The sequence below is a fragment of the Pseudomonas sp. IC_126 genome (assembly GCF_004331835.1).
Taxonomy (GTDB): Bacteria; Pseudomonadota; Gammaproteobacteria; order Pseudomonadales; family Pseudomonadaceae; genus Stutzerimonas.
In genome coordinates this window covers 388,786-413,348 of the sequence record NZ_SJSS01000002.1, presented here as the reverse complement: position 1 = coordinate 413,348, position 24,563 = coordinate 388,786, and the positions used below count along the sequence as shown (strand labels likewise).

The window sequence follows — 24,563 nt, the reverse complement described above, 5'->3', positions numbered from 1 at the left end:
AAAAGCGGCAGCTGCAGACCCGACGCGATGCGCCGGCTGACAGAGCCGTTCCAGTTTCGAATGTAGGGCGAACCGCGCTAATCGAAGCGCGGGGAATGCAGATTGATCGCGCCGAGCTGCTGCTCAGGCGGAGAGTCGCTGCAAGGGCGGCGAAGGATAGCGGATCACGCCGCAACCGGCGATGGCCACCTGATAGCCTGCATCGCTAGCGCCAGAAATCATCCAGATTGGCGAAGCCCCAGGTAGCCGGGTCTTCACGGCTGACGATGCGGTCTTCACCGTGACGGCGCGACAGGTCCAGTTCCTCCGGGGCGATGGGCATCTTCGTTCTGGTCGAATAGAACAGGCGCAGCACCGGCTCCGTCAGCTTGCCGGGGTTCTGGTCGACAACCACGCCCAGCCGACCGGATTCCAGCCGGACCAACGTACCGAGCGGATAGATGCCCACCGATTTGACGAACGCGTGAAACACGCCGGTATCGAAATGCCCCTTCCACTGCGCCATTCGCGAGAGCGAACCGGCGGCATCCCAGGCCTCCTTGTAGGGGCGCCTGGAGGTGATCGCATCGTACACATCGCACACCGCGCCCATGCGCGCGAACAGGCTGATTTGTTCACCCTTCAGCCCGTGCGGGTAACCGCTGCCATCGACCTTTTCATGATGGTGCAAGCAAACGTCCAGTACCGCCTCGGGCATCGTGCCGCTGTGCACGAGCATCGCGTGGCCACGCTCGGGATGAGCACGCATGATGTCGAACTCGGCATCGGTCAGCTTGCCGGGTTTATTGAGCACCTGCGGTGGCATTGCCATCTTGCCGACGTCGTGCAGCAGCCCCGCCAGGCCGGCCTCGCGAGTGAGGCTTTCATTCAGTCCAAGCTGGCGAGCAAGCGACACCATCAAGGCGCAGACGCTGACCGAGTGCATGTAGGTGTACTCGTCACGATCCTTCAGCCTGGCCAGACCGATCAACGCCGAAGCATTACGCGCGAGGGATTCACTGATTTCCTCGACCACCGGCAGGCACGCCTGCGCGTCCACGGCATTGCCCAGACGCGCCTCGTTGAACAACGAAGCCACTGCCTGCTTCGAGCGGTCGAGCACGCAAGAGGCCCGCTGCATTTCATCGCGGGCGCTGCAGGTTGCGGCCCGCGCGGGTAACTCGTTGATAGGTGCCTCGACGGCGGGATGGGGTTCGGTTGTCGCCGCAGCTGCATCGGCGATATCCACACCTTGCTCGGTATCGATCCAGACAGCCGGCACCCCGCTACTGCGCAGCGCCTGCAGATCCGACGGATCGTTGAGGACGAAGCGGGTTCGCCAGAACGGATGCGAAAACCAGCTCCCGTCGATGGCCTGAATGTACATCCCGAACCGGAGCTGGTTTGTGGAGATTTTCCTGAGCACTCAATACCTCTGCAGGGGATAACCGCAGTGGCAATCATAGCCATCGACGCCGTCCGGTTATGCGCGGTTAACGGCAAAACGGACCATCGGCAGTGATTGGCAATCCGCCGCTCTGGCTTAACATAGCCGTTCTTACAAATAGAGCCGCTCATGTCCGCCCACGCCAACCGCTACCGCGTCGTCCTGATCGTGCTGCTGATCCTCGCCGGCCTGCTGCTGAGCATGTACGGGGCCGGGCGGCTCGCCGAACAGCGCGCCTGGGCCGAGCGCAGCCAGGAAGCCCGCGAGCAGCTGGAACTCTACGCCCAGACGATCCACACGCAGGTCGAGCGCTTCCGCTCGGTGCCAGCTCTACTGGCGCTGGACAGCGACATCCGCAGCCTGCTGGCCAATCCCGATGACCGGCAACTGCGCGCCCGCCTCAATCGCCGCCTGGAGCAGCAGAACCAGGCCGCCGGCTCGTCGGTGCTGTACCTGATCGACCGTCATGGCGACACCCTGGCCGCCAGCAACTGGCGCGAATGGAGCAGCTTCGTTGGCTACAACTACGGCTTTCGCCCTTACTTTCGCGATGCGCTGACCCAGGACAGCGGCCGCTATTTCGCAGTGGGCGTGACCACCGGAGTTCCTGGTTATTTTCTCTCCAGCTCTGTAAAGAACGCCGCCGGCGAGGTGCTCGGCGTACTGGTGGTCAAGCTGGAGCTGGAAGACATGCAGCGCGAATGGGCCGGCCAGTCCGGCATTCTGCTGATCACCGACTCGCTCGATATCGTCATCCTAAGCAATCGACCGGCCTGGCGCTTCCGCTACCTGCAACCGCTCAGCGACGAGATACGCGACCGCCTGGTCGCCGCCCGCCGCTACGCCGAACAGAATCTGCAGCCGCTGCACAGCAGACGCCTGCAACGCATCGACGAAAACAGCGAGCGCCGCCAAGTCGAAGGACCGGACGGCCGCCACACCTATTTCTGGCAGCGCCTGCCGCTGCCCGAGGAAGACTGGACGCTGCACCTCCTGCAAGAGCCGCAACTGGTGGCCGCCAGCATACGCAGCTATCGCCTGGCCGCGGCGGGCGTGTGGATGACGCTGGCCTTCCTGCTGCTCTACCTGGCCCAGCGGCGCAAAACCCGTCGGGTCGAGCAGCGCAGCCGCAACGAGCTGGAACGGCTGGTCGAAGCCCGCACCCGCGAGCTGCATACCGCGCAGGATGGTCTGGTGCACGCCGCGCGGATGGCCGCCCTGGGGCAGATGTCCGCCGCCCTCGCCCACGAGATCAACCAGCCGCTGACCGCCCTGCGTATGCAGCTGGCCAGCCAGCGCCTGCTGCTCGACAGCGGCCGCAGCGAGGCAGTGCGCGAAGGTCTGGGTCAGGTCGAGGGCCTGATCGAACGCATGGCGGCACTGACCAGCCACCTGAAGACCTTTGCCCGTAAGAATCCCGCCGGGCTGCCGCAGCGCGTACGTTTGGACGAGGTGCTGGAACAGGCGCTACAGCTACTCGGTCCGCGTATCCGCGGCGAAGACGTCGAAGTCGTGCGTCAGGTATCCGCCGATGCCTGGGTCAATGCCGATGCGATCCGCCTGGAGCAAGTCTTGATCAACCTGCTGAACAATGCGCTGGATGCCATGCAGGACAGCGCCGTCCGGCAGTTGCGCATCGACTGCCGCCGCGATGCGAACCATTGGCGACTGAGCGTCGCCGACAGCGGTGGCGGCATCGCCCGCGAACATCTGGATCAGGTATTCGAGCCCTTCTTCACCACCAAGCCGGTCGGCCAGGGCCTCGGGCTGGGACTGGCGGTTTCCTACGGTATCGTGCGCGATCTGGGCGGTAATCTCGACGTGAGCAACGATGCGCAGGGTGCAGTATTCGAGATTCGGCTGCCGGCAGCCGACGAGCACCTCACCGAGTAGACTGGCACCGGCAAAGGAGCGAAACATGAGCGGTCAGGTCATCTTCATCGACGACGAAGCGGCGATCCGCCAAGCGGTCCAGCAATGGCTGGAACTGTCCGGCTTCAGCGTGCGCACCTGCGCCAGCGCGCACGAGGCGCTGGGCCTGATTGACCGTGACTTTCCGGGCGTACTGATCAGCGACGTACGCATGCCGGACCTGGACGGCCTCGGCCTGCTGGAGAAGCTGGTCGCGCTGGATCCCGAACTGCCAATCATCATGGTCACCGGCCATGGCGACGTGCCGATGGCGGTGCAGGCGCTGCGCCAGGGCGCCTATGACTTCATCGAAAAGCCCTTCACCCCCGAACGCCTGCTCGACAGCGTGCGCCGCGCCCAGGACAAGCGCCGACTGGTCTGCGAAAACCGCCAGCTGCGTGAGCAGTTCGCCCGCAAGGGCCGTATCGAATCGATGCTGCTGGGGGTTTCGCGCGCCGTGGACAACCTGCGCCGGCAGGTGCTGGAACTGGCCGGCACGGACGTCAACGTGCTGATTCGCGGCGACACCGGCAGCGGCAAGGAACAGGTGGCGCGCTGCCTGCACGATTTCAGCCCGCGCGCACGCCATCCATTCGTGGCGCTGAACTGCGCGGCCATCCCCGAAAGCATCTTCGAGAGCGAGCTGTTCGGCCATGAAAGCGGCGCCTTCACTGGCGCCCAGGGCAAGCGCATCGGTCGCATCGAGCATGCCCACGGCGGCACCCTGTTCCTCGATGAAATCGAAAGCATGCCGCTGGCCCAGCAGGTCAAGCTGTTGCGCGTGCTGCAGGAAAGAACCCTGGAACGGCTGGGCTCCAACCGCAGCATCGAAGTCGACCTGCGAGTGATCAGCGCGGCCAAGCCGGACCTGCTGGAAGAAGTACGCGGCGGACGTTTCCGCGAAGACTTGCTGTATCGCCTGAACGTCGCCGAACTGCATATCCCGCCGCTGCGCGAGCGTCGTGAAGACATACCGCTGCTGTTCGACCACTTCGTCAGCCAGGCCGCCCAGCGCCACGGCCGCGAGCCCCTGCCGGCCGGCCCCGCCGAACTGGCGCAGCTGCTGAGCCACGACTGGCCGGGCAACGTCCGCGAATTGATCAACGCCGCCGAACGCCACGCCCTCGGGCTGAACCCGCCGCCGCCCAACGCTCCGAGCGACAACACCGGCAGATCACTGGCCGAGCAGATGGAAGCCTTCGAGGCGCAATGCCTGCACAACGCTCTGCAGCAATGCAAAGGCAACATCGCCGAGGTCATGGCCCAACTGCAGCTGCCCCGCCGCACCCTCAACGAGAAGATGCAGCGCCACGGTTTGAGTCGTGGTGACTATCTGCCGGCGGGCAGCAGCGATAGCTGACTCTGCTCAGGCGAACGCTCCATGCTCCGGGCGGGGGCGTTACTGCGACGCTCCGCGTCGATGGACGCAGAACGTCCAACACATCGGTCCCACATTGTGAGCGTGGAAAAGACCATCAATGAGCTGGTGGGTGGGCCGAGCGGCGTTGCGTTTCAGCCCGTAGGGTGGGCTTCAGCCCACCAGAGCTCGGCGCCGGCTGCACAGGCCAGGCGAGGCGTTTATGAAGGCGGTGCCAGAGCAAATGGTGGGCTGAAGCCCACCCTACAAGCTGGAAGGGCGAGCCGGGCGGCGTTCCCTCAATCGAGCCCGTCCAGCTCGTCCAGTCGTTGCTGCAGAAAACGCCGTTCCGGCTCCAGCTGCGCCAATGCCAGTGCGCTGCGGTAGGCGGTTCGTGCTTCGTCCAGGCGGCCGAGGCGGCGGCAGAAATCGGCACGGGCCGAATGCAGCAGGTGATAGTCGCGCAGCAGTCCGCGGGCCGATAGATCGTCGATCAGCGCCAGCCCTGCTTCCGGCCCGTCGCGCATGGCAACCGCCACCGCGCGGTTCAGCTCGATCACCGGAGACGGGCTGACTCGCAGCAATACGTCATAGAGCCCGACGATCTGCGTCCAATCGGTCAGCGCGGCACTGGGCGCCTCGGCATGCACGGCGACGATCGCCGCCTGCAAGGTGTAAGGACCAAAACGTCGCGAAACCAGGGCTCGCTGCACCAACGCCGAGCCTTCTTCTATCTGCGCCCGGTCCCACAGACTGCGGTCCTGTTCGTCGAGGCGCACCAGTTCGCCCGAGCCATCGGTACGCGCGACGCGGCGCGAGTCGTGCAGCAACATCAGCGCCAGCAGCCCCATCAGTTCCGGGTCTGGCAGCAATTCGAGCAGCAGCCGGCCCAGCCGGATCGCTTCGGCGCTCAGATCGGTGCGGGTCAGTTCAGTGCCGCTGGAGGCAGAATAGCCCTCGTTGAACACCAGATAGATCACCCGCAGCACGTTATCCAGACGTGCCGGCAGCTCCTCGCGCGAAGGCACACGGTAGGGGATCGCGGCATCGCGGATCTTCTGCTTGGCGCGCACGATGCGCTGGGCGATGGTGCTGGGCGAGGCGAGAAAGGCGCGGGCGATTTCCTCGGTCTTCAGGTCGCAGACTTCACGTAGGGTCAGCGCCACTTGCGCGTCGGCCGGCAGCGCCGGATGGCAGCAGGTAAAGACCAGCCGCAGGCGATCGTCTTCCAGCATGTCGCGGTCCCAGTCCGGCTCTTCGGCGCTGTCCAGCTGATCGGCCAGCACATTCAGCGAGGCGTTGAAGCGTGCCCGCCGACGCAGGCCATCGATGGCCTTGAAACGCCCGGCCGAGACTAGCCAGGCGCGCGGGTTGTCCGGCATTCCGTCGCGCGGCCACTGCTGCACCGCGGCGAAGAAGGCGTCCTGCAGCGCCTCTTCGGCCAGCTCGAAGTCGCCCAGCAGACGGATAAGGGTCGCCAGCACCCGCCGCGACTCGTTGCGGTAGAGGGTGTCGATCTCCGCCCGCGTCGGCCCACTGGTTAGGTCGGACGAGGGCGGCCTGCCCCGTTCATGCATCGATCAGCGATCGGGCAGCTGGCGCAACGGGCGAACCTCGATGCTGCCCAATTGCGCCGGCGGGATCTTCGCAGCCAGGCGCAGCGCCTCGTCCAGGTCCTGGGCTTCCAGCAGGTAGAAACCTGCCAGCTGCTCGCGGGTTTCGGCGAACGGGCCGTCGACCACGGACACCGCGCCCTCGCGCACTCGCACCGTCTTGGCGGTACGCACCGATTGCAGCGGCTCGCCAGCGATGAAGTGCCCACTCTCCTGCAGGCGCTCACCATTGGCGATGCATTGCTCGACCAACGCGGCCCACTGCTCGTCGGTCATCGAGTCGACGCGCTGTTCGTCGTAGTAGACCAGGCACAGGTATTTCATTTCAGTCTCCGGTGGTGCCCCGCCGGCTGCCGCTATGGCAGCCGCGAGACGGTTCGAGTATTGCGGTTCAGCCGACAGCTCCCGTCTGGGAGGGCTCGATCCCGAAGTCGATTTGCCCACTGGCCATGTCGAACGGCATCGAGAAGTGCTCGTGGACGACCTTCCAGTCGTTGCCCTGGCGACGCCAGCAGCGGCTGCCGCGCATCCAGCCGGTCTGCATTTCGCCTTTTTCGTTGGTACCGCCGCAATGGTTCAGGAAATGACTATAGGCCAGGTCTGCGCTGGCGTGGATGCCCAGCTCGCTGATCTCGAAAAAGCCTTCGCCCTGACAGAATTCGAAGCAGTTCTGCCAGTGCTGGCGGTACGCCTCGGCGCCCTTGAATTGCAGCGGGCCTACCGCATCGAAGGCCAGCACGTCGGTGGCGTACTGGGCCATGATGCGGTCGAGGTCCTTGGCGCAGACCGCGCGCTCCCACTCGTTGGTGAGTTCGCGGATACGGGCTTCGCCGGTCTGGTTTTCAGTTGAGTTGTTCATGCGAGTTGCCTCTTGGTTGATGGCTGACGGTCGTTGCGGCACGGGTCAGGGTGGCGCCCTTGGGTGCAGGGCGCGGACCTCGACGCAGCCCAGCCGCCCCGGGGGAATGCGCGATGCCAGCCGGATCACGTCGTTGAGGTCGCTTGCCTCGAACAGATAGAACGCCGCAGGCTGCTCACGGCTGTCGACCACCGGCCCGTCGTGCAAGCAAAGGGTGTCGCCCTGCAGACGCACAGTCGTGGTGCTGAGGACTGGCTGCAGCGCTTCGCCAATGATCAGCTGGCCGCTGCGCTGAAGCCGTTCGCGATAGTCGCGGCATTCGGCATCCATCGCCGCCTGCGCGCCAGGCGACAGGCTGGCCAAAACCTGCTCATCCAGATACACCAGGCACAGATAACGCATTGCGGCGCCCCCGAGATGGTTGCTGTTACCTGATAGTCGAGGTGGAAAGGGAAAAATCGACAGCGCCGACAAATCTTTTTCGCCTGCGGTGCTCAAAGTCAGTCCGGGACTAAACAAACTCAGCGAGACAGGAGCGAGGCATGGCCGGTCCACTGCGCGGTCTATTTAATCACTACCGTCGCCTCGGCCTCGCCGTGGCCCTTCTGGCATTCAGCACTTCGGGAGTGGCGGCACCCATGTATCAATTACTGATCGGCAGCTACACCAGCGAGGGCGGCAGCGAAGGGATCTACCGCATGCAATTCGATGCCGAGCGCGGCTATATCGAGCCCCAGCCTTTGCAGGTGGTGCGCACCCACAACCCGTCCTGGCTGACGCTGGACCTGAATCGCAACCGGCTGTACGCGGCGAACGAGAACGGACCGGGCCATCCGGACCCGGTAGGCCGGGTGAGCGCGTTCACCATGGCGCCGGCCAGCGGGCAACTGTCGCCGCTGGCCCAGCAGATCACCCTTGGCGATGAGCCCACGCACCTGAGCCAGAGTCGTGACGGGCGCTATCTGTTCGTCTCCAACTATGGCTCTGCGCCCAACCCCGGCGGCAGCCTGGCGGTAATTCCCACGGCAGAGGATGGCACCCTGTCGCCCGTGACCCAACTCGCCACGCATAAGGCCAGCGAGAAACATCCTCAGCGCCAGAAGTCGGCGCACGTGCACTCGGCGGTGATGTCGCCGAACGGCAAACGGTTGTTCGTCAGCGACCTGGGCGCCGACAAAATCTTCATCTACGAATACAACCCGGCCAATGCCGAACGCCCGCTGTCACCTGCCGAGTCGCCCTTCATCGGCCTGCCCGACGGCAGCGGCCCACGTCACTTGGTATTCAGCCCGGACGGCAGCCAGGCCTACGCGACCCTGGAGCTGAGCGCGCAGGTCGCTCGTTTCGATCATGTCGACGGCAGCCTGATACAACGCCAGCTGGTCGATCTGGCCGAGAACGGCAACCTGGACGCGCATTCGCCCGGCGCCATTCATCCCTCGCGGGATGGCCGCTTTCTCTACGTCAGCGACCGCGCCGAGGCAAACCGCATCATGGTCTATGCCATCGAGGAAACCGGCAGCCTGCGCGAAATCCAGCAGCGCGCCAGCGAGGGGCGGGAGCCACGCGAATTCGCCATCGACCCGAGCGGTCGCTTCATGCTCATCGCCAATCAGAAGAGCGATCAGCTGGTGGTGCTGCAACGCGACCCCGACAGCGGGCTGCTCGGTGACACACTGCAGATATTGCCGATGAGTCGACCATCGGATGTGAAATTCATCGACCGTACCGGCCTTTGAGCGCCGCAGCCGGATGATCAGGACAGCAGGCTGACCACCGCGAAGCGGCTGATGGTGGCCTGGGCCACCACCGTCTGGGTAACAGCGGCGTAGCTGGAGGGGCTACGCTGCATCAGATTGAACACCGAACGCGAGAAGTCCATCGCCCATTGCTTCTCGTCGGCATGCGCCTGGCGCGCCAGGAACTCGCGGATTTCCTGCTGGCGGTTGCTCAGTTGCTCGCGCAGCGAGGTGACCTTATCGAGCCCGGCGACCACCGAGTCGAGCAGGCGCCGCAGCTCGCGGAAGGAATCGAGCTGCAGCTCCTCAGGGAAACTCAGCAGTTGCTCCTCCTGATGCTGTACGCGGACGTACTTGCCTTTGTCGAACAGCTTGCCCTCGCCCTGCACCGCCAGCTGGTCTTTCAGCTTCTGCCAGTCCCCTTCGCGAGCGGAGAATTTCAGCTCGCCATTCTGATCCAGCTCGGCGCGGATACCGGCCTGGCCCAGACTCCCATTGAAACGTCGCAGGATCTGCTCATCGCTCATCTCGTCATCGAGCACCACCGCTACCGGCTCGGCCAGCTGGCGACCACCGCTGAACAGCAGCGTTTCGCGCCCCGACTGGCGAATCTTCTCCAGCGACTCCAACCCCTGCAGGCTGAAGCGGCTGCGTACCGGCTCGGTCAGGCGCAGCTTGAAATTGGCGTCCAGCGAGTTGGCAGAGCGCTTGCTGCGCTCCTTGAGCAGAGCGTTGACCTCTTGCACCGCCTGCTGAATGGATTCTTCGCCGTTGGGCGGCGGCGAGCTGATCTGGCGGCTGAGAGTCAGTTTGAGTTGTGACAGATGGGTCTGCAGATCGCCGAGGTAGCTGTCGGCCGACTGCATCGAAGATAGCTGCTGGTTGAGCTGCAGGCTGAAGCTGGTGCTCTTGCTTGTCGTCGGTTCCGAGTGCGACGTTTCACTCGGTGTCCCGACACGCAGCGGCGCGGGTGCATTGCGCAGCAAGGCCTCACGGCGCTCCTGCGGATTTATGACGGCGACACCCGGTAGCTGTCTACCAATCTTCATTCACGGCTACCTCGGTCAGAGCATGCCGAAGAGCGACAGCCCGTTGATCTTCAAATAGGTCTTCTGCGTCGCCTGCAGCGACAGCTGATAGTTGTTCAGGTCGATGCTGGCCGCAGCGTAGTCGAGCTGGGACAGCTCGCCTTCGATCTTCTGGTTCACCAGCGACACGTCTTCGTTACTGCTCGACAACAACGTCAGGGTGTTCTGCCGGCCGCCCAGTTCGGTAACCGCGCCGAGCAATTGACTATGAGTGGCGTCCAGGCTGGCCAGGGTGTCGCTGATCTGCGCGCTGGAATCGACTGTCGGGTCGGCGAGACTCTTCACCAGTGCATGCAATTGATTGAGCATGTCGGCATCGGCACCGAAAACTTGCGCGGCGGTAACATTTTCCTCGACCAGCACGCCGTTGGCGACAGCCGCCTGGCGGTATTGATCGTTGCCGGTCAGGCTGTAGGTCTCGGTCGCCTCATCGAAGGTGATCGCCGCACGGTCGCTCAGCGTGCCGGAAAAAAGATAGCGGCCTTCCTCGTCGCGCACATTGGCAAAGCTGAGAATGGTCTTCTCCAGAGTCCCCAGCTCGTTGGCAATGGCCGCCAGATCTTCGCTGGTATTGCTGCCGTTGGCCGCCCACAACAGCATGTCGCGCACGTTGAGCATGGTGTCCGAAGCGGCCTTGAGGTTGGCCTCCTGCTTGGACAGGTTGCCCGAGACGTTTGCGATGTTGGTGCGGTACTGCGTCAGTGTGGCTTCCTCACGCTGGATACGCAGCACGCGCACCGCAGAAATCGGATCGTCCGACGGCATCAACATACGCTCGCCGGTCGCCATCTGCTGCATCAGCTTGCCGAGCTTCTCGGAGCTGGTATTCATCGAGCCATGCATCATGGCGGTGATCTGGGCGTTGGAGATGCGCATGTATTTTTACTCGTCAGTCGAATCGGCTTGCGCCGGCTCAGAACATCGCCAGTACGGCGTTGAACAGCTCGTTGGAGGTGCTGATGACCTTCATGTTGGCCTGGTAGGCCTGCTCGTAGGCCATCAGGTTGACGGCTTCCTCGTCCAGGTTCACGGCGCTTACGCTGTCGCGCTGGGCTTGCGCCTGCTCGGCGACAGTGGTCGCGGCGCTGCGGTCCGCCTGATTCTGTCGGCTGGCGCTGGCGACGCGTCCGACCAGACCGGCGTAGGCGTCGTTGAGCGGCACGGTGTTGCCGGCGACAGTGATGCCTTGCGACTTCAAGTCGAGCAGCGCGAGCAGGTTCTTGTTGTTACCCACTTCGCCCGGTATCGAGGAAAACGCTAACTCGGTCGCCCCCAGTGGATTGACCGCGAGCATGCCGCTGGTGCTGCCAGGGTTGTGGACGAACAGCGGCTGGCCAGGATTGCCGTCGAGGTCGAAGCCGCCTGCGAGCGTGTCGTTGACCATCGTCGCCAGCGCCGATGCCATGTCGTGCAGATCCTGCTGGGCCGGACGCAACGCGCCGTATTCCATGTCATGGAGGCTGCCCAGAGAGCCGCCGAGTCCCTGCTGATCGAGTGGAAAAGTGGTCTTGGCGAAGACCAGCGACATTTCCTGCTCACCAGCGATGTTTTCGCTGATTTTCAGCTGCCCTGCCGTGATTCCGGCCACCAGCGGCTGACCATTGGCTAGAGACACATCGAGGGTGCCGTCCGAGGATTCCTGAACACGGATGCCAGCGTATTGGCTCAGATCCTTGACCAGGTTCTCGCGGTAGTCACGCAGGGTCGCGGTGTCGCGCCCGGTCGATTCCATCTCGCGAATCTGAGCATTGAGTTCGGCGATGTTGCCGGACAGTCCGTTGATCTCGCTGACCATCGCCACGCGCTGGCCCTGGAGGGCGTTGAGCTGGGTGCCGATGTTGCTGTTCAGGCCGTTGAAACGCTGCGCCAGCTGCTTCGACTCGCCGATGATCTGCTGGCGCAGGGCGATGGATTCGGGCGTCGAGCTGGCCTCGCTGAGGGCGGCAAAGAAATTGTCCAGGCCGACGCTGACGCTGGAGCCTTCACTATCGATCAAACCCTCCAGCGCTGTCAGGTACTGCTGATTGGTACTGAAGTACTGCTTGTCGGTCGTCGCGCGCCACAGCTGCTGGTTCTGGAAGTCGTTGGACAACCGGCGAATGCTGCTGACCTGAACGCCGCCGCCAATGCTGACCGAGGTCTGCCCGCCAAGCGAATGCAGCTCCGGCGTCAGACGGCTGAAACCGGGAGTGTTGACGTTGGCGATGTTCTGCCCGGTCGCCGTCAGGGCGATCTGCGTGGCGCGAACGCCGCTGTAGCCAATTTGACCAAGAATACTCACGACACGATTTCCTTCGACTCGATCCGGATCGACTGAGCGAACGCCACGGAAAGGTGGCTGCCGCCGACGACACTACGCTGCTGACTGGAAAGAGCGACCGCATCGGCCGCGGAATTAAGCGCCGGCTGCAGCGGGTGGGCGGCCGGCTGGATCTGCGCGCGCGGCTCGACCGGACTCGGTACCGCCGCACGCAGATCGTTGAGGATGTTGCGGGTGTAATTCCGAGTTTCCGCGTATGGAATCTTCTGCACCCAGGCAGTCATGCCGATCTCGCCCTTGCGCGGGTCGCCATGGCTCTTCAGCCACTCGTCCACCTTGCCAGGGCCGGCGTTGTAGGCGGCCAGCGCCAGCGCCTGATGGCCATCGTAACGGTCGAGCATCTTGCTCAGATAGGCGCTGCCCAGGCGCTTGTTGTATTCGGCATCGGTGGTCAGCCGCGCTTCGCTGAACGGCAGGCCGAGCTCGGCCGCCATATCGCGTGCAGTACCTGGCATCAGCTGCATCAGGCCGCGAGCGCCCTTGGACGAGACCGCCGCGATGTTGCCGCTCGATTCATGCTTGATGACACTGTCGACCAGCGACTTAAAGCCTGCCTTGCCACTTTCCCAGGCACTATCAAGCGCCTCGACGCCGCGCTGCCAGGTGCCACGCAGTGCGTGCAGACCGCCCGCCTGCAGGCCGCTACCGGCGTGGCCGGCCAGGGCAGTCGGCGCGGGCGCCGTGCCGGGTGCATCGCCGCTCAACTGCTGCACCAGCATATCGGCGATCCCCGTCTGCCGCTTGCCGGCCAGTGTGTCGGCCAGCACCTCGTCGTAGAAGTCGCGCATGGTGTCCAGCTCGCGGCTGCGCATGGGGTTGCCCGCGCCGAGCACGTCGCCGGCCTTGCGCATCTGCTTGAGGATCTGCTGCAGGAACATCGCTTCGAACTGCTCGGCAACGACTTCCAGTTGCTGACGCCGCGCCGCGTTCGGGCCGTCGGCGCGCTGGCGCAGGGTATTGAGGTGCTGTGGGAGGGAAACGATGCTCATGGTCGCCTTGGAACCTGTTCAAATCTGCTGCGCGTCGGGCCTGTCCGGTCAAGGACAAGCGCTTACATCACGATCAGTTCCGCATTCAATGCGCCGGCGCGTTCCAGCGACTGCAGGATGCTCATCACGTCGTCCGGCGTGGCGCCGAGACTGTTGATGGTGTTGATGATGCTTTCCAGGCTGGCGCCTTCCGGCCACTTGAACATGGCCTTGCGGTCCTGCTCGATGGCGACATCGGACTGCGGCGTGACCACGGTTTCGCCGCCGGCAAACGCATTCGGCTGGCTGACCTGAGGGCGCTCGCTGATGGTCACCGTCAGGCTGCCGTGGGCGACAGCCGCGGCTTTCACCCGCACGCCCTGGCCGACAACCACGGTCCCGGTGCGGCTGTTGAACACCACCTTCGGCCGGGTCCGTCCCTCTTCCACTTCCAGCCGTTCGAGCATGGCCATGAAGCTCATGCGCTGGGTGCTGGTGACCGGCGCACGGATCGAAATCTTGGTGGCATTGAGGGCCGTGGCGGTGCCCTTGCCAAAGTAGGCATCGACCGCATCGACCACGCGAGTGACGGTCTGGAAACTGGGTTGGCGTACGTTGAGCATCACGTCCGGGCGCTCGGTGAAGTCGCTGGGAATCATCCGCTCGACCGTCGCGCCGTTGGGAATCAGCCCGCTGTTGGAGGTATTGATCGCGACCTTGGAGCCGCTGGCGCCCTCGGCGTTCACGCCACCGACGATCACCGCGCCTTGGGCAAGTGCATAGATCTCGCCATCGACACCCTGCAGCGGGGTCATCAGCAACTGGCCGCCGCGCAGACTCTTGGCGTCGCCCAATGAAGAGACGGTGACATCCACGGTCTGGCCGGCGCTGTAGGACGGCGGCACGGTAGCGGTAATGGTCACCGCAGCGACGTTCTTCAGCTTCGGGTCGACATTCGGCGGCAGGTTCACGCCGAATTGCTTGATCATGTTCGTCACCGACTGGCTGGTGAACTTGACCTGGTTCTTGTCGCCGGTGCCATCGAGCCCGACCACCAGACCGTAGCCGATCAGCTGGTTGCCGCGGATGCCCTCGACATCCACCAGATCCATCAGCGGCACGGCTTGCGCGGGGAATTGCCAGCACAGCGCGACGGCGGCGAAAAACAGCTTCAGGGATCGCTTCGGGCTAGTCATATCAGGGGCTATCACTTAAAGAGGGAACAGCGGCGACGTGAAGAAACGCGTCAACCAGCCGGCCGAGTTGCTGTCGTTCAGCACGCCGCGCCCGGCATAGGAAATCTTCGCGTTGGCCACGCTTTGCGACGACACTTGGTTGTAGCGGTTGATGTCATCGACACGAACCAGCCCGGCGAGACGAATGAATTCGTCACCCTGGTTCAGCCGCAGGGTCTTCTCACCCTTGATCAGCAGCGTTCCGTTGGGCAGCACGCGATGGACGGTCACGGCGATGGCGCCGCGCAGGGTGTTCTGCTGCGAACTTTTCGCCGAGCCGTCGAACTCGCGCTCGGCACCGGCCGATGTTTCAACGTCGGGATAGGTCTTGCCAAGAATCGTCGGAATGCCGATACCGACGCTCGATTCCTTACCGAAGCTGGTGCCGGCGCTCTTGCTCGACTGAGTGGACTCGTCGAGCACCACGGTGAGAATGTCGCCGACGCGCACCGCGCGGTTGTCGCTGATCAACGAGCCTCTGTAGCCGGAACGGAACAGTCCCCCGCCAGTGGTCGGCGGCAGGCTGTAGTCCAGTTCCAGCGGTTCGAACTCGGTCGATGGCTCTTCCGGCAGCATCTCGTTGAAGCTGGCGCAGCCGCCGAGAAGGGTCAGCGCGACGAGCAGAGCGGGGGTACGCATCATCGGTCTCAGACGGTCTGGTTGAGGAACTGCTGCATGCCGCTGGCGGCATCGAGCACCTTGGCGTTGGCTTCGTAAGCGCGCTGGATGGCGATCATCGCCACCATGGCCTCGACCACCTGCACGTTGGAGCCTTCCAGCACGCCCTGCTTGAGCTGGCCGAGACCCTCTTCGCCCGGCACGCCCTCGACAGGCTCGCCGCTGGCGACGGTTTCGCGATAGAGATTGCCGCCCAGGGCTTCAAGGCCGGCCGGATTCGTGAAGTTGACCAGCGTGATCTGGCCCAGCTCAGACGGCAGCGTGTCGCCAGGCAGCACAGCGGTGACGATGCCATCGGCACCGACCGTGAAGCCCGTTGCGCCTTGCGGTACGTCGATGGCTGGCGCTAGCGGCAGTCCTTGGGCGTTAACCATCATGCCTTCGGCGTTGAGCTGGAACTGGCCGTTCTCGGTGTAGAGAAGGTCGCCGTTGGGCGCCTCGACCTGGAAGAAGCCACGCCCGACGATCGCCAGGTCCATCGGCTGGCCGGTGGTCTGGATGCTGCCTTCGGTGAACACTTTCTGGGTACCGGCAACGCGCACGCCGCTGCCCAGCTGGATGCCGGACGGCACGGTGTTGATCTCGTCGGCCTGGGCGCCCGGCTGCTTCTCGATGCTGTAGAACAGATCCTCGAAGACCGCGCGGTCGCTCTTGAAGCCGTTGGTGTTGACGTTGGCCAGGTTGTTGGCGACGGTGGACATGGCCTTGTCCTGGGCGGCCAGGCCGGTCTTGCTGACCCAAAGTGCGGAATTCATTCGTTATCTCCCGATCAGCTGCCGCGGATCATTCGGTTGCCGGCGTCGGAAAGGTCCTCGGCGGCTTTCATCATCTTTACCTGGGTTTCGAACAGGCGATTGAGGCTCATGGTCGAGGCCAGCTCGTCGATCGCCGAGACGTTGCTCGACTCGAGGAATCCGCTGGCCAGGCGCACGTCTTCACTGGGCGCGGCGGGCTCGCCATTGCGCGTCACCAGCAGGCCAGCCTCGTTCTTCATCAGGTCTGCAGCCGCTACGTCGACCAGACGGATACGGTCGACCTCGGCCATCATCCAGTCGCCCGGCGCCATGACGGAGACGGTACCGTCATTACCGATTTCCACGCGGTCATGTTCGGGCAGCTCGATCGGCCCGCCCTCGCCCATCACGGCGCGACCGTTGAGGGTCAGTCGACCCTCGGCATCGATCTGCATGCTGCCCTGGCGGGTATAGGCCTCGCCTTCGCCGTCTTGCAGGACAATCAGGCCGGTGCCCTTGACCGCAAAGTCCAGCTCGCGACCGGTCGCAATCATCGGGCCGGCTGCCAGACTGACGCCGTTGTTCTCAACCACCGCCATGTGTCGGCTGTCGTAGCCGTAGCCTTCCACCGCCACGGCCTGGGCGCGCTCGAGGTCCGCGCGAAAGCCCGGCGTGTTGACGTTGGCGAGGTTGTTGGAGCGCACCTGCAGCGACATCATCGTGCGGCTGGCGGCGGTCATCGCCGTGTATCCCAAACGATCCATGAATCAGCCTCAGATGGCGTTGAACAGCGTCTGGGTGAGTTCCTTGTTGGTGGAAATCACCTGAGTGTTGGCCTGATAGTTGCGCTGGCCTTCCATCAAACCCACCAGCTGCTGGGTGAGGTCGACGTTGGAGCTTTCCAGCGCGCCAGACGCCAGGCTGCCGTACTGGCCGACACCCGGCGCGCCGAGCATGGCCGCGCCGGAGGCAGCCGTTTCGGTCCAGGCGGTGCCGCTGATGTTCTTCAGGCCTTCGGCATTGACGAAGCTGGCCAGCACCACCTGACCCTGCAGCATGCGCTCGCCGTTGGAGTAGCTGGCGTAGACCTTGCCGTCCTTCTCGACGCTCATGCCGGTCTGCTCGCCCGCGGCATAGCCCGTGGCGCGGTTGCTGGTGACGCTGAATTCGGAGCCGTACTGGCTGGTGCCGCTGTAGTCGAGCTGGATGTTCAGCGGATCGACGCCGCCGCCCGGCGTGGCGGTCAGCGCGACCGTACCGATCGGCGCGGTGAGCGTACCGGCACCGTCGAATGTCAGTGCCTGAGGCGCACCCGGCAGCGCCGCGCCATCGACGTAATAATGAGCGTTCCAGCTGTTATCGGCCGTCTTGGCGAAGTATTGGGTCAGGGTGTGTTCCTTGCCCTGGGAGTCGAACAGCTTGGTGGTGTAGGTGGAGTTGTAGCTGTCAGCAACCAGCGGATCGAAGGCCACAGCCGGCACTTCCTGGTTCGCATCGAGGTTGGCGACGAAGCTCAATGCATCGGTGGCCTTGGCCGGTATTCCGCCGGAGCGCAGCTGAAGATCGCCAACGGTCCCGGTCTGCAGATTGCCGGTGGCATCGGCCGGATAGCCCTGCAAACGCTGGCCGAGGCTATTGGTCAGGTAGCTGTCCTTGTCGGTGCCGAACACGCCGGCGCGGGTGTAGGCCACATCGCCATTGCTGGCGCGGGTGACGAAGAAGCCGCCACCGGAAATCGCCAGATCGAGGCTGCGATTGGTGGTAGTCAGCGCGCCGCCTTGGCTGATGCTCTGAGTGGTGCCGGTAACCTCGACGCCCATCGCCTGGCTTTCGGCATAGAGGCTGCCGAAATCGGTACGCGAGGACTTGAAGCCCACGGTGCCGGAGTTAGCGATGTTGTTGCCGATGGTGTTGAGTTGTTCGTTGACGGCAGACAGGCCGGTCAGGGCGATATTGAAGCTCATGGGCTGATCTCGATGCGATAGATGGAATGAAGACTGGCGTGCAACTAGGCTCAGCCGCCGAGCAGCCCGGCATCGGCCTGGGCGAATTCGAGGATGTTGTAGAAGGGCACCGAACCGACACCCTGAACCTGAAGCACCGGACCCTCGGCGCTGACGCGCACGTTGGAGACCTGGCCGGCGACTTCCACCTGCGGAAACTCGCCGTTTTCCGACTCGATGCTGATGCTGTACCGGCCGTCACGCAGGCCGTGCTTGGCCGGATCGATCACGAAGGGCACCTTACCGGGGGACTGCGCGCCAAGCTCGATACGGGTCTGGGTGCCGTTGGAATCGGTCAGCAACAACGCAGCGCGGTTCGAGGCATGGCTCAGGTCGAACTGGCCGTTAACGGCCTGCCCGCTCAGGTCCAGCGTTTCGACCGCGACGCTCACCTGCTGGCCAACCAGACCGGCGGCGGTGAGGGTCTGCAGGTTGTCGGTCAGCACCAGGTTGTTTTGCATCAGGCTGGACATGTTTTCCATGCTCTTGACCTGTGACATCGCCGAGTACTGGTTGAGGAACTCAGTGCTGTCCACCGGCTTGGTCGGGTCCTGGTTCTTGATCTGCGCGACCATCAGGCTGATGAAGTTGTTCTCCATCGTCGCGGCATCGCTGATGTTCACCGCCCGCTTGACCTGATCGATCGAATTGCTCGCCAGGCTGCCGTCCAGTGCGGAATTAACCGTCGCCATCAGGATTCTCCCAACCGCAGCAGGCTCTGCTGCATGCTTTTCACGCGATTGAGCACCTCGACGCCGGTCTCGAAGCTACGGGTGGCCGACATCATGTCGGTCATCTCTTCGATCTCGTTGATGTCGGGGTAGTAGACGTAGCCTTCGCCATCGGCCAGGGGATTGCCCGGCTCGTAGCGGCGCTTGGGCTCGGCGCCGGAGGTGACCACATCGAGCACCTGCACATGGGCGCCGCCGAGGCCGACGCCACGGGTCAGCGAGTTGTTCTCGTACACCGCCGCGAACATCGGCTTGCGCGCCTGATAGACGTCGGCGGCGTTGTTGGCCGCCGAGTCGGTGTTGGCCAGGTTGCTGGCCACGGTGTTGAGGCGCACGGTCTGGGCGTTCATGGCCGAGCCGGCGATGCGGTAGATGGAATCGAATGACATGGCTTCAACGTCCCTCGATGGCCTGCTTCAAACCACGAAATTTCATCGTGACGAAGGTCAGGCTGGTCTGGAAATCCATGGAGTTGCGCGAGAACTGCGCCTGTTCGGTAGACAGTTCGACTGTGTTGCCATCCTGCGAGGCCTGGCTCGGCACGCGGAACAGCAGATGCGGATCGGTGCCGGCAATGCTCACGCGCGGCGAGGTGCCGCTGTCCAGCCGCTGCATTTCCTTGCTGAAGTCGATGTCCCGCGCCTGAAAACCGGGCGTGTCTTCGTTGGCCAGGTTCGCCGCGAGAATCTCGCTGCGTTGCATGCGCAAACCCAGGGCGCGTTCGTGAACGCCCAGAGCGTCGTCAATCCGTATACTCATTTCGATACCCTTGCAGCCTGAGTAGGCTGAATCCAGCCCACCGCTTTTGCATGTGAATAGCAGAAAGCGTGCCGAAGCCGTATCTACAAGGTAATCCTTTGATTTACATAGAAAACTCTACAGAGAACAGAGCGCGCACCAAGCGTATTTTTCCGCTTGGCAAAGCGCGATCGGGCGGAAGCGGAAAAGCCCCTTCCGCCTGCTTCGTCGCCATGCTGCTGTTGTTGGCCATATCGGTCGAGGCTCGCGCTGACGCTGCGACTCAGGCCCGACAGGCGGTGGAAAATCATCTGCGCCAGATGCTCGAACAACAGGCCGCGCGCCAGGGCTGGCACGGCATGCAGCTACGCTACGACATCAGCGTGCCGGCCAGCTCGACCAACCTGCCGATGTGCTCCGAGGCGTTGCAGGTCCGCGCCACCGGTGAGGCACCTTCGGCCATGGAACGTCAACAACTGCAGATTCGCTGCCCCGATGCGCCCGGCTGGGCACTGAACGCTACCGGCCAGGCCCATGTCTTTCTGCCCGCCGTTCACGCTGAAGGCATTATCGACCGCGGCCAGACCCTGACCGCCAACGACCTCAAGCTGCAGCGCATCAACATCGCCAAAGCCCGCCGCGGCTACTACAACCGCCTCGAAGAGGTAATTGGCCTGGCTGCCAAACGCCGCATCCGCGCCGGCCAGAGCATTACTCCGGCCCTGCTGGAACAGGCCATGGCGGTCAAACGCGGCCAGCCGGTAAAGATCGTTGCCAACAATGAAGGCATCGAAGCCTCCACCTCCGGCGAAGCCCTCGCCGACGGCCAGCCCGGCGACGTCATCCGCGTGCGCAATGTACGCAGCGGGAAGGTAATCGATGCGAAGGTAATAGAAGAAGGCGTGGTGACGAGTATGTTTTAAGGGCGGAGGCCGGAAGAATTTGATCGTCTGACCGTACCCCAGCTCCCGGGGTTTCGCCGCAGGCGATTAAGCTCCAGCCGCATGCACCAGCGGCCCTTCGAAGAAAGCACAGAATATTTGACGTCAGGATTTAATCCTTCGCGCAGCGCTGTCGCCCTATCTATTCAGCAGGCAGTCAAGCCAGCTCCTAACAGCCAATCGCACGAAGGATGATCATCATGGCTCTGTCCATTCACACTAACTATTCCGCTCTGACCACTAATACCGCGCTGAACAAGTCCAACAACGCGTTGGCAACCAACCAGCAGCGTCTGGGTACCGGCCTGCGCATCAACTCCGCTGCTGACGACGCTGCTGGCCTGCAGATCGCAACCCGCCTGAACGCCCAAAGCCGCGGCATGTCGGTTGCCATACGCAATACCGGTGACGCCACTTCGATGCTGCAAACCGCCGAAGGCGCATTCAGCGAAGTCACCGATATTCTGCAGCGCATGAAGGATCTGGCCACCCAGGCGGCGAACGACACCAACGGAGCATCCGACCGTACTTCGCTGAAATCCGAGTACGATGAGCTGGCCAAAGAAGTCGACAACATTCTGACCAACACCAAGTATGCAGGCGAGTCGCTGTTTGCAGCTGGCGGTAAGTTCACCGCTGCGGTCAATTTCCAGATCGGCGCGTCCTCGGCCGAGACGCTGGCCATGGACGTCTCCGGGGCGCTGACCACGATCAATACGAACTGGGCTACGTCCAAAGCAAGCACGCTGGACACCGCCGCCAACGCCGGGACCGCCATTGACAACCTGGAAGCTTCGCTCAATGACGTGAGCGCCATGCGAGCCCAGTTTGGCGCCAACATCAACCGCCTGAACCACACCAGCAACAACTTGGCGAACATGAAGGACAACACCGACATGGCCAAGGGTCGGATCATGGACGCCGACTTCGCCATCGAGAGCGCCAACATGAGCAAGAATTCCATGCTCATGCAATCCGGTATCTCCATGCTCAAGCAAGCCGGTCAGATGCCAGGCATGGTCATGGGTCTGCTGGGCTAAGCCATCGCTTAGGGCTGCGGCGAGACTCCATGACCGGACCTCGCCGCAACCGCGCCCTCTCATTGGGCTCAACGCTATAAATTAAAGGATTTCGATCATGGCCTTGTCCATTCACACCAACTATTCCGCGCTGACCACCAACACCGCGCTGAACAAGTCCAACAACGCCCTGGCGACCAACCAACAGCGTCTGGGTACCGGCCTGCGCATTAACTCCGCCGCTGATGACGCTGCTGGCCTGCAGATCGCTACTCGCCTGAACGCCCAGAGCCGCGGTATGGCCGTAGCCATCCGCAACACAGGCGACGCCACCTCCATGCTCCAAACAGCCGAGGGCGCCTTCAGCGAGATGACCGACATCGCGCAGCGCATGAAAGATCTTGCGACTCAAGCGGCGAACGGAACCAATGGCGTATCCGACCTCAAGTCCATCCAGGCTGAATACGACGAGCTAGGAAAAGAGCTAGGCAACATCTTTAAAAATACAAAGTACGCTGGCGAAAATCTGTTTAGCGACGGTGCCGGCGTCGACGGCGACACAGGCAAATTCGGTGCCGCTGCAGTTACCTTTCAAATCGGCGCAAGCTCCAGCGAAACACTGAGTTTTGATCTTCAGACCGCACTGGGTTCAGTTGCCGGTTCGCTTAAAGCAGCATCGCTTATGTTCGCGGACAACGGCGACACAGCCGATTTCGTTGGCACTGACATTGCCACGATTACGGCTGGTACCGCCCCCGCTCCGGATACGGCAGTGAACAACGCTAACGGAACGATTACGAAGCTAGAAACCTTGCTGAACGACATTGGTTCCGTACGCGCTCAGTTCGGCGCCAACATCAACCGTCTGAACCATACCAACAACAACCTGGCCAACATGAAGGACAACACCGACATGGCCAAGGGTCGGATCATGGACGCCGACTTCGCTGTAGAAAGCGCCAACATGAGCAAGAACTCCATGCTCATGCAGTCGGGCATCTCCATGCTCAAGCAAGCCGGCCAGATGCCAGGCATGGTCATGGGCCTGCTGGGCTAAGCGGTACGCAACAGCGCTGGTCGCAACGACCGGCTTCGAAAAGCCCCGATTGTTTCGGGGCTTTTTTATTTCCAAACGTGAGAATCGTTGTCACCCGACCAGCGGCAGTCCGTCTAGCGTGACGGCTCAAACACAAGATATGCCCTGTTATGCGGCGAACTTGCCGCTTCGCACGGCACATCTGCCCCGCGCTCACGATTTCGTTTCTTTCTCGCTCCGATGCCCGTTCGGCATTTCGTGTAACAACCGGCTTGTAGTATCAAAAAAACGGCGCCAATATGCCGCCGCCCGGTTTGCCAACCCTGTCACACCGGAAACTTTCCCTTCATATCAGGCGCTCATGACTTCATCTCTGTCCCTTACGGCCACCGATGCCATCATCTGCCCGCTGTTGAAAACCGGTCGAGACGGTTGTTCGGCTCGTTTCGATCGTGCGCTCTACCAACTCGTGCTGAACCATGACGAACATGAGGAAACACTAGACCTCGGTTTCTCTGGTAGCCGCGTGCTGGAGCGTTTGCTGCACTCGCCCGGCGAGGTCGTTTCTCGCGAGGAGCTGTTGAATTACGCCTGGGAGGGGCGGGTCGTCAGTCAGGGCAGTCTGAATCAGCAGATCTACACCCTGCGCCAGGCGTTGTTCGACGGCCGTAACCAGGTCATCCAGACGTTGCCGCGGCGAGGCTACCTGTTCAACCCGCAGCATCTGATTGTCGAACAACCGGCTTCGCCAGCTAATTCCGCCACTACGTCTGTTCCTACAGCTCCCGAAGAGCCAGCTGCTGTGCTGACGCAGCTGCTAGTGGCACCTCATGAGGCAGTGATACCAGGCTCGGCCAGAACGATCCGGCGCTACCGCTCGTGGCAGACCGCCGCGCTCGCCGGTACGGGAATGATGGTCTTGTTGGGGCTGGCAACCCTTGGCTTTCGTCTGGCCAGCACATCGACTCCCTCCCTCACGCAGACATTGGCCGTCGACGATCTGGAGGTACTTTACGTCGAAAAAAACCAGCACCTGCTTGATTCGCTGATTAAGGAAACGCGCATGCTGGTCGATACCATGAGCGACATGAATGCCGAGCCGGCTCGGCTGATCGTCAATATGTCCCCTGGGTTTTATGAGATCCGTTGCCTGCAAGGCGACGGTCGGGTCAATTGGCTAAAGGTTCACAAAAGCCAGATCCAGACGATCCCCAGTGACCATCTACAAGGGTGCCTGCAATGAACAGCCAGAACGAAACCGGCGCAGTCGGCAAGCGCATGCTTCAGGTAATGGTGCCATCGGCATTGTTGCTCTGGGCTTTTGTGGCAATGGGCACGACGGGAAACATGTCCTCGAAACTCGATGGTCAGTACAGCTCCAGCGGTCAGGTATTGCTGAGCGACGGCACAAGCGTGAAAGTCAGTCAGAGCCTGGTCTTCAACAAGGGCCGCTTTTACTCGATGACCCGAAACGCACCGGCCATCGTCGAGGCTTCGGGTCGGCTGGAGACGGACCTGCTCGGGCGTGCATCGCTGGTGGTGGAAGAGGGCCAGGTTCATGGGCTCGGCCCCCAGGACCAGATGGACGACGAACTGCTGTTCAATCTCTTCTACGGCGCACACAAGGGCGCACGGATTACCCTCGAGCAGGTCGGTGCCTGCCTGTACGGCGTCGAGACCCAGCAGGTCTATTGCGCCGACGATCACCCGCATCGCGGTTGAAAGCAGTTCCGCGCTCGGCGCGTGGCGCTCCATCGCGAAACGCTCGCTTGGAGCGCTGCGCTAAATCACTGTCCACACGCTATCAGGTCGGCTGACAACTCATCGGCGGACCTTTGCACCCTAATCTCGCGCCTGGCCCCTCTACCCCTCACCCCGACTCTCTCCCTGCAGGGAAGGGGCTGTCTGGAGAGTAGCTCCACGTCGCTGTTCGCTGGCAGACGCTAGGGGATGCCGCAGTCTTTTCAGGAGGGCGCCGGGTTTGGTCGGCGGCGGTCAGCGTGCTACCGCGCCGTCTGGCCTCGTTGCCGCCAACGCTCACCGGGAAGGCAAAAGGCAGCTATTCGGCGGACTGGCTCGACGCCGGTGAACGCTCTCGCAGGCGCCAGGGGGGTGTCGCGGTGTTTTCATGATGGTGCAGCTTTACCCGCCCGTCAGGCCGGTTGCA

At 62.9% G+C, this 24,563-nt stretch carries 25 protein-coding genes; 8 read left to right on the top strand and 17 right to left on the bottom strand.

What is annotated here, in order from left to right; translation table 11 throughout:
* Nucleotides 1–205: 205 nt before the first annotated feature.
* Complete coding sequence (locus E0D86_RS07405; protein WP_131649371.1) at nt 206–1,405, bottom strand: HD-GYP domain-containing protein; 1,200 nt, start codon at nt 1,403–1,405, stop codon at nt 206–208.
* Between the two features lie 150 nt (nt 1,406–1,555).
* Between E0D86_RS07405 and E0D86_RS07400 the strand changes: the two genes are divergently transcribed.
* Complete coding sequence (locus E0D86_RS07400) at nt 1,556–3,319, top strand: ATP-binding protein (protein WP_131649370.1); 1,764 nt, start codon at nt 1,556–1,558, stop codon at nt 3,317–3,319.
* A 25-nt stretch (nt 3,320–3,344) separates the two neighbouring features.
* The gene (locus tag E0D86_RS07395) at nt 3,345–4,697 is read left to right on the top strand and encodes a sigma-54 dependent transcriptional regulator (protein ID WP_131649369.1); all 1,353 of its coding nucleotides are present in this window, start codon (nt 3,345–3,347) and stop codon (nt 4,695–4,697) included.
* Nucleotides 4,698–4,993: 296 nt separating this feature from the next.
* Here E0D86_RS07395 and E0D86_RS07390 read toward each other — a convergent pair whose 3' ends face one another.
* The 4 genes from E0D86_RS07390 to E0D86_RS07375 form a co-directional block, all read right to left on the bottom strand.
* Entirely contained in the window at nt 4,994–6,271 is a 1,278-nt protein-coding gene (locus E0D86_RS07390; RefSeq protein ID WP_131649368.1) for an RNA polymerase sigma factor, read from the bottom strand.
* 3 nt (nt 6,272–6,274) lie between these two features.
* The gene (locus E0D86_RS07385; RefSeq protein WP_131649367.1) at nt 6,275–6,631 is read right to left on the bottom strand and encodes a YciI family protein; all 357 of its coding nucleotides are present in this window, start codon (nt 6,629–6,631) and stop codon (nt 6,275–6,277) included.
* Between the two features lie 67 nt (nt 6,632–6,698).
* Nucleotides 6,699–7,166 (bottom strand): nuclear transport factor 2 family protein, encoded by a 468-nt coding sequence (locus E0D86_RS07380; protein ID WP_131649366.1) that lies wholly within the window; start codon nt 7,164–7,166, stop codon nt 6,699–6,701.
* 45 nt (nt 7,167–7,211) lie between these two features.
* Nucleotides 7,212–7,568 (bottom strand): YciI family protein, encoded by a 357-nt coding sequence (locus E0D86_RS07375; RefSeq protein WP_131649365.1) that lies wholly within the window; start codon nt 7,566–7,568, stop codon nt 7,212–7,214.
* Between the two features lie 140 nt (nt 7,569–7,708).
* Between E0D86_RS07375 and E0D86_RS07370 the strand changes: the two genes are divergently transcribed.
* On the top strand, nt 7,709–8,905 hold the full coding sequence (locus E0D86_RS07370; protein WP_131649364.1) for a lactonase family protein: 1,197 nt from the start codon (nt 7,709–7,711) through the stop codon (nt 8,903–8,905).
* 17 nt (nt 8,906–8,922) lie between these two features.
* Here the strand turns inward: E0D86_RS07370 and E0D86_RS07365 are convergent, their stop codons facing one another.
* The 12 genes from E0D86_RS07365 to flgB all read right to left on the bottom strand — a co-directional run bounded on the left by E0D86_RS07365 (nt 8,923) and on the right by flgB (nt 19,421).
* Nucleotides 8,923–9,954, bottom strand: coding sequence for a hypothetical protein (locus tag E0D86_RS07365; RefSeq protein ID WP_131649363.1), 1,032 nt, complete (start codon nt 9,952–9,954; stop codon nt 8,923–8,925).
* A 15-nt stretch (nt 9,955–9,969) separates the two neighbouring features.
* Nucleotides 9,970–10,869, bottom strand: coding sequence for a flagellar hook-associated protein FlgL (gene flgL, locus E0D86_RS07360; protein WP_131649362.1), 900 nt, complete (start codon nt 10,867–10,869; stop codon nt 9,970–9,972).
* 37 nt (nt 10,870–10,906) lie between these two features.
* Nucleotides 10,907–12,274 carry a flagellar hook-associated protein FlgK gene (flgK, locus tag E0D86_RS07355; RefSeq protein ID WP_131649361.1) on the bottom strand — a complete coding sequence of 456 codons (1,368 nt, stop codon included), beginning with the start codon at nt 12,272–12,274 and terminating at the stop codon, nt 10,907–10,909.
* The gene (locus E0D86_RS07350; RefSeq protein WP_131649360.1) at nt 12,271–13,302 is read right to left on the bottom strand and encodes a transglycosylase SLT domain-containing protein; all 1,032 of its coding nucleotides are present in this window, start codon (nt 13,300–13,302) and stop codon (nt 12,271–12,273) included. The genes flgK and E0D86_RS07350 overlap by 4 nt, the downstream gene beginning before the upstream one ends.
* Before the next feature lie 62 nt (nt 13,303–13,364).
* On the bottom strand, nt 13,365–14,477 hold the full coding sequence (locus E0D86_RS07345) for a flagellar basal body P-ring protein FlgI (RefSeq protein ID WP_131649359.1): 1,113 nt from the start codon (nt 14,475–14,477) through the stop codon (nt 13,365–13,367).
* Between the two features lie 15 nt (nt 14,478–14,492).
* Nucleotides 14,493–15,155, bottom strand: a complete 663-nt coding sequence (gene flgH / locus E0D86_RS07340) for a flagellar basal body L-ring protein FlgH (protein WP_371924049.1) — start codon at nt 15,153–15,155, stop codon at nt 14,493–14,495.
* 8 nt (nt 15,156–15,163) lie between these two features.
* Nucleotides 15,164–15,949, bottom strand: coding sequence for a flagellar basal-body rod protein FlgG (flgG, locus tag E0D86_RS07335; RefSeq protein WP_131649357.1), 786 nt, complete (start codon nt 15,947–15,949; stop codon nt 15,164–15,166).
* 14 nt (nt 15,950–15,963) lie between these two features.
* Nucleotides 15,964–16,692 (bottom strand): flagellar basal-body rod protein FlgF, encoded by a 729-nt coding sequence (gene flgF / locus E0D86_RS07330; protein WP_131649356.1) that lies wholly within the window; start codon nt 16,690–16,692, stop codon nt 15,964–15,966.
* A 9-nt stretch (nt 16,693–16,701) separates the two neighbouring features.
* Nucleotides 16,702–17,892: a flagellar hook protein FlgE gene (gene flgE / locus E0D86_RS07325; RefSeq protein ID WP_131649355.1), complete on the bottom strand. Its 1,191-nt coding sequence runs from the start codon at nt 17,890–17,892 to the stop codon at nt 16,702–16,704.
* 50 nt (nt 17,893–17,942) lie between these two features.
* The gene (locus E0D86_RS07320; protein ID WP_131649354.1) at nt 17,943–18,623 is read right to left on the bottom strand and encodes a flagellar hook capping FlgD N-terminal domain-containing protein; all 681 of its coding nucleotides are present in this window, start codon (nt 18,621–18,623) and stop codon (nt 17,943–17,945) included.
* Nucleotides 18,623–19,051 (bottom strand): flagellar basal body rod protein FlgC, encoded by a 429-nt coding sequence (gene flgC / locus E0D86_RS07315; RefSeq protein WP_019340573.1) that lies wholly within the window; start codon nt 19,049–19,051, stop codon nt 18,623–18,625. Before flgC ends, E0D86_RS07320 begins: the two co-directional genes overlap by 1 nt.
* 4 nt (nt 19,052–19,055) lie before the next feature.
* Nucleotides 19,056–19,421: a flagellar basal body rod protein FlgB gene (gene flgB / locus E0D86_RS07310; protein ID WP_131649353.1), complete on the bottom strand. Its 366-nt coding sequence runs from the start codon at nt 19,419–19,421 to the stop codon at nt 19,056–19,058.
* Nucleotides 19,422–19,633: 212 nt separating this feature from the next.
* On the opposite strand from flgB, the gene flgA reads away from it, so the two are divergent.
* From flgA to E0D86_RS07285, 5 genes are all read left to right on the top strand, one after another.
* Nucleotides 19,634–20,323, top strand: a complete 690-nt coding sequence (gene flgA / locus E0D86_RS07305; protein WP_131649352.1) for a flagellar basal body P-ring formation chaperone FlgA — start codon at nt 19,634–19,636, stop codon at nt 20,321–20,323.
* Nucleotides 20,324–20,541: 218 nt separating this feature from the next.
* Nucleotides 20,542–21,381 (top strand): lateral flagellin LafA, encoded by an 840-nt coding sequence (gene lafA, locus E0D86_RS07300; RefSeq protein WP_131649351.1) that lies wholly within the window; start codon nt 20,542–20,544, stop codon nt 21,379–21,381.
* A 97-nt stretch (nt 21,382–21,478) separates the two neighbouring features.
* Nucleotides 21,479–22,417, top strand: coding sequence for a lateral flagellin LafA (gene lafA, locus E0D86_RS07295; RefSeq protein WP_131649350.1), 939 nt, complete (start codon nt 21,479–21,481; stop codon nt 22,415–22,417).
* A gap of 340 nt (nt 22,418–22,757) precedes the next feature.
* Complete coding sequence (locus E0D86_RS07290; RefSeq protein ID WP_131649349.1) at nt 22,758–23,639, top strand: transcriptional regulator; 882 nt, start codon at nt 22,758–22,760, stop codon at nt 23,637–23,639.
* Nucleotides 23,636–24,118 (top strand): hypothetical protein, encoded by a 483-nt coding sequence (locus E0D86_RS07285; RefSeq protein WP_131649348.1) that lies wholly within the window; start codon nt 23,636–23,638, stop codon nt 24,116–24,118. Before E0D86_RS07290 ends, E0D86_RS07285 begins: the two co-directional genes overlap by 4 nt.
* Nucleotides 24,119–24,563: the final 445 nt, after the last annotated feature.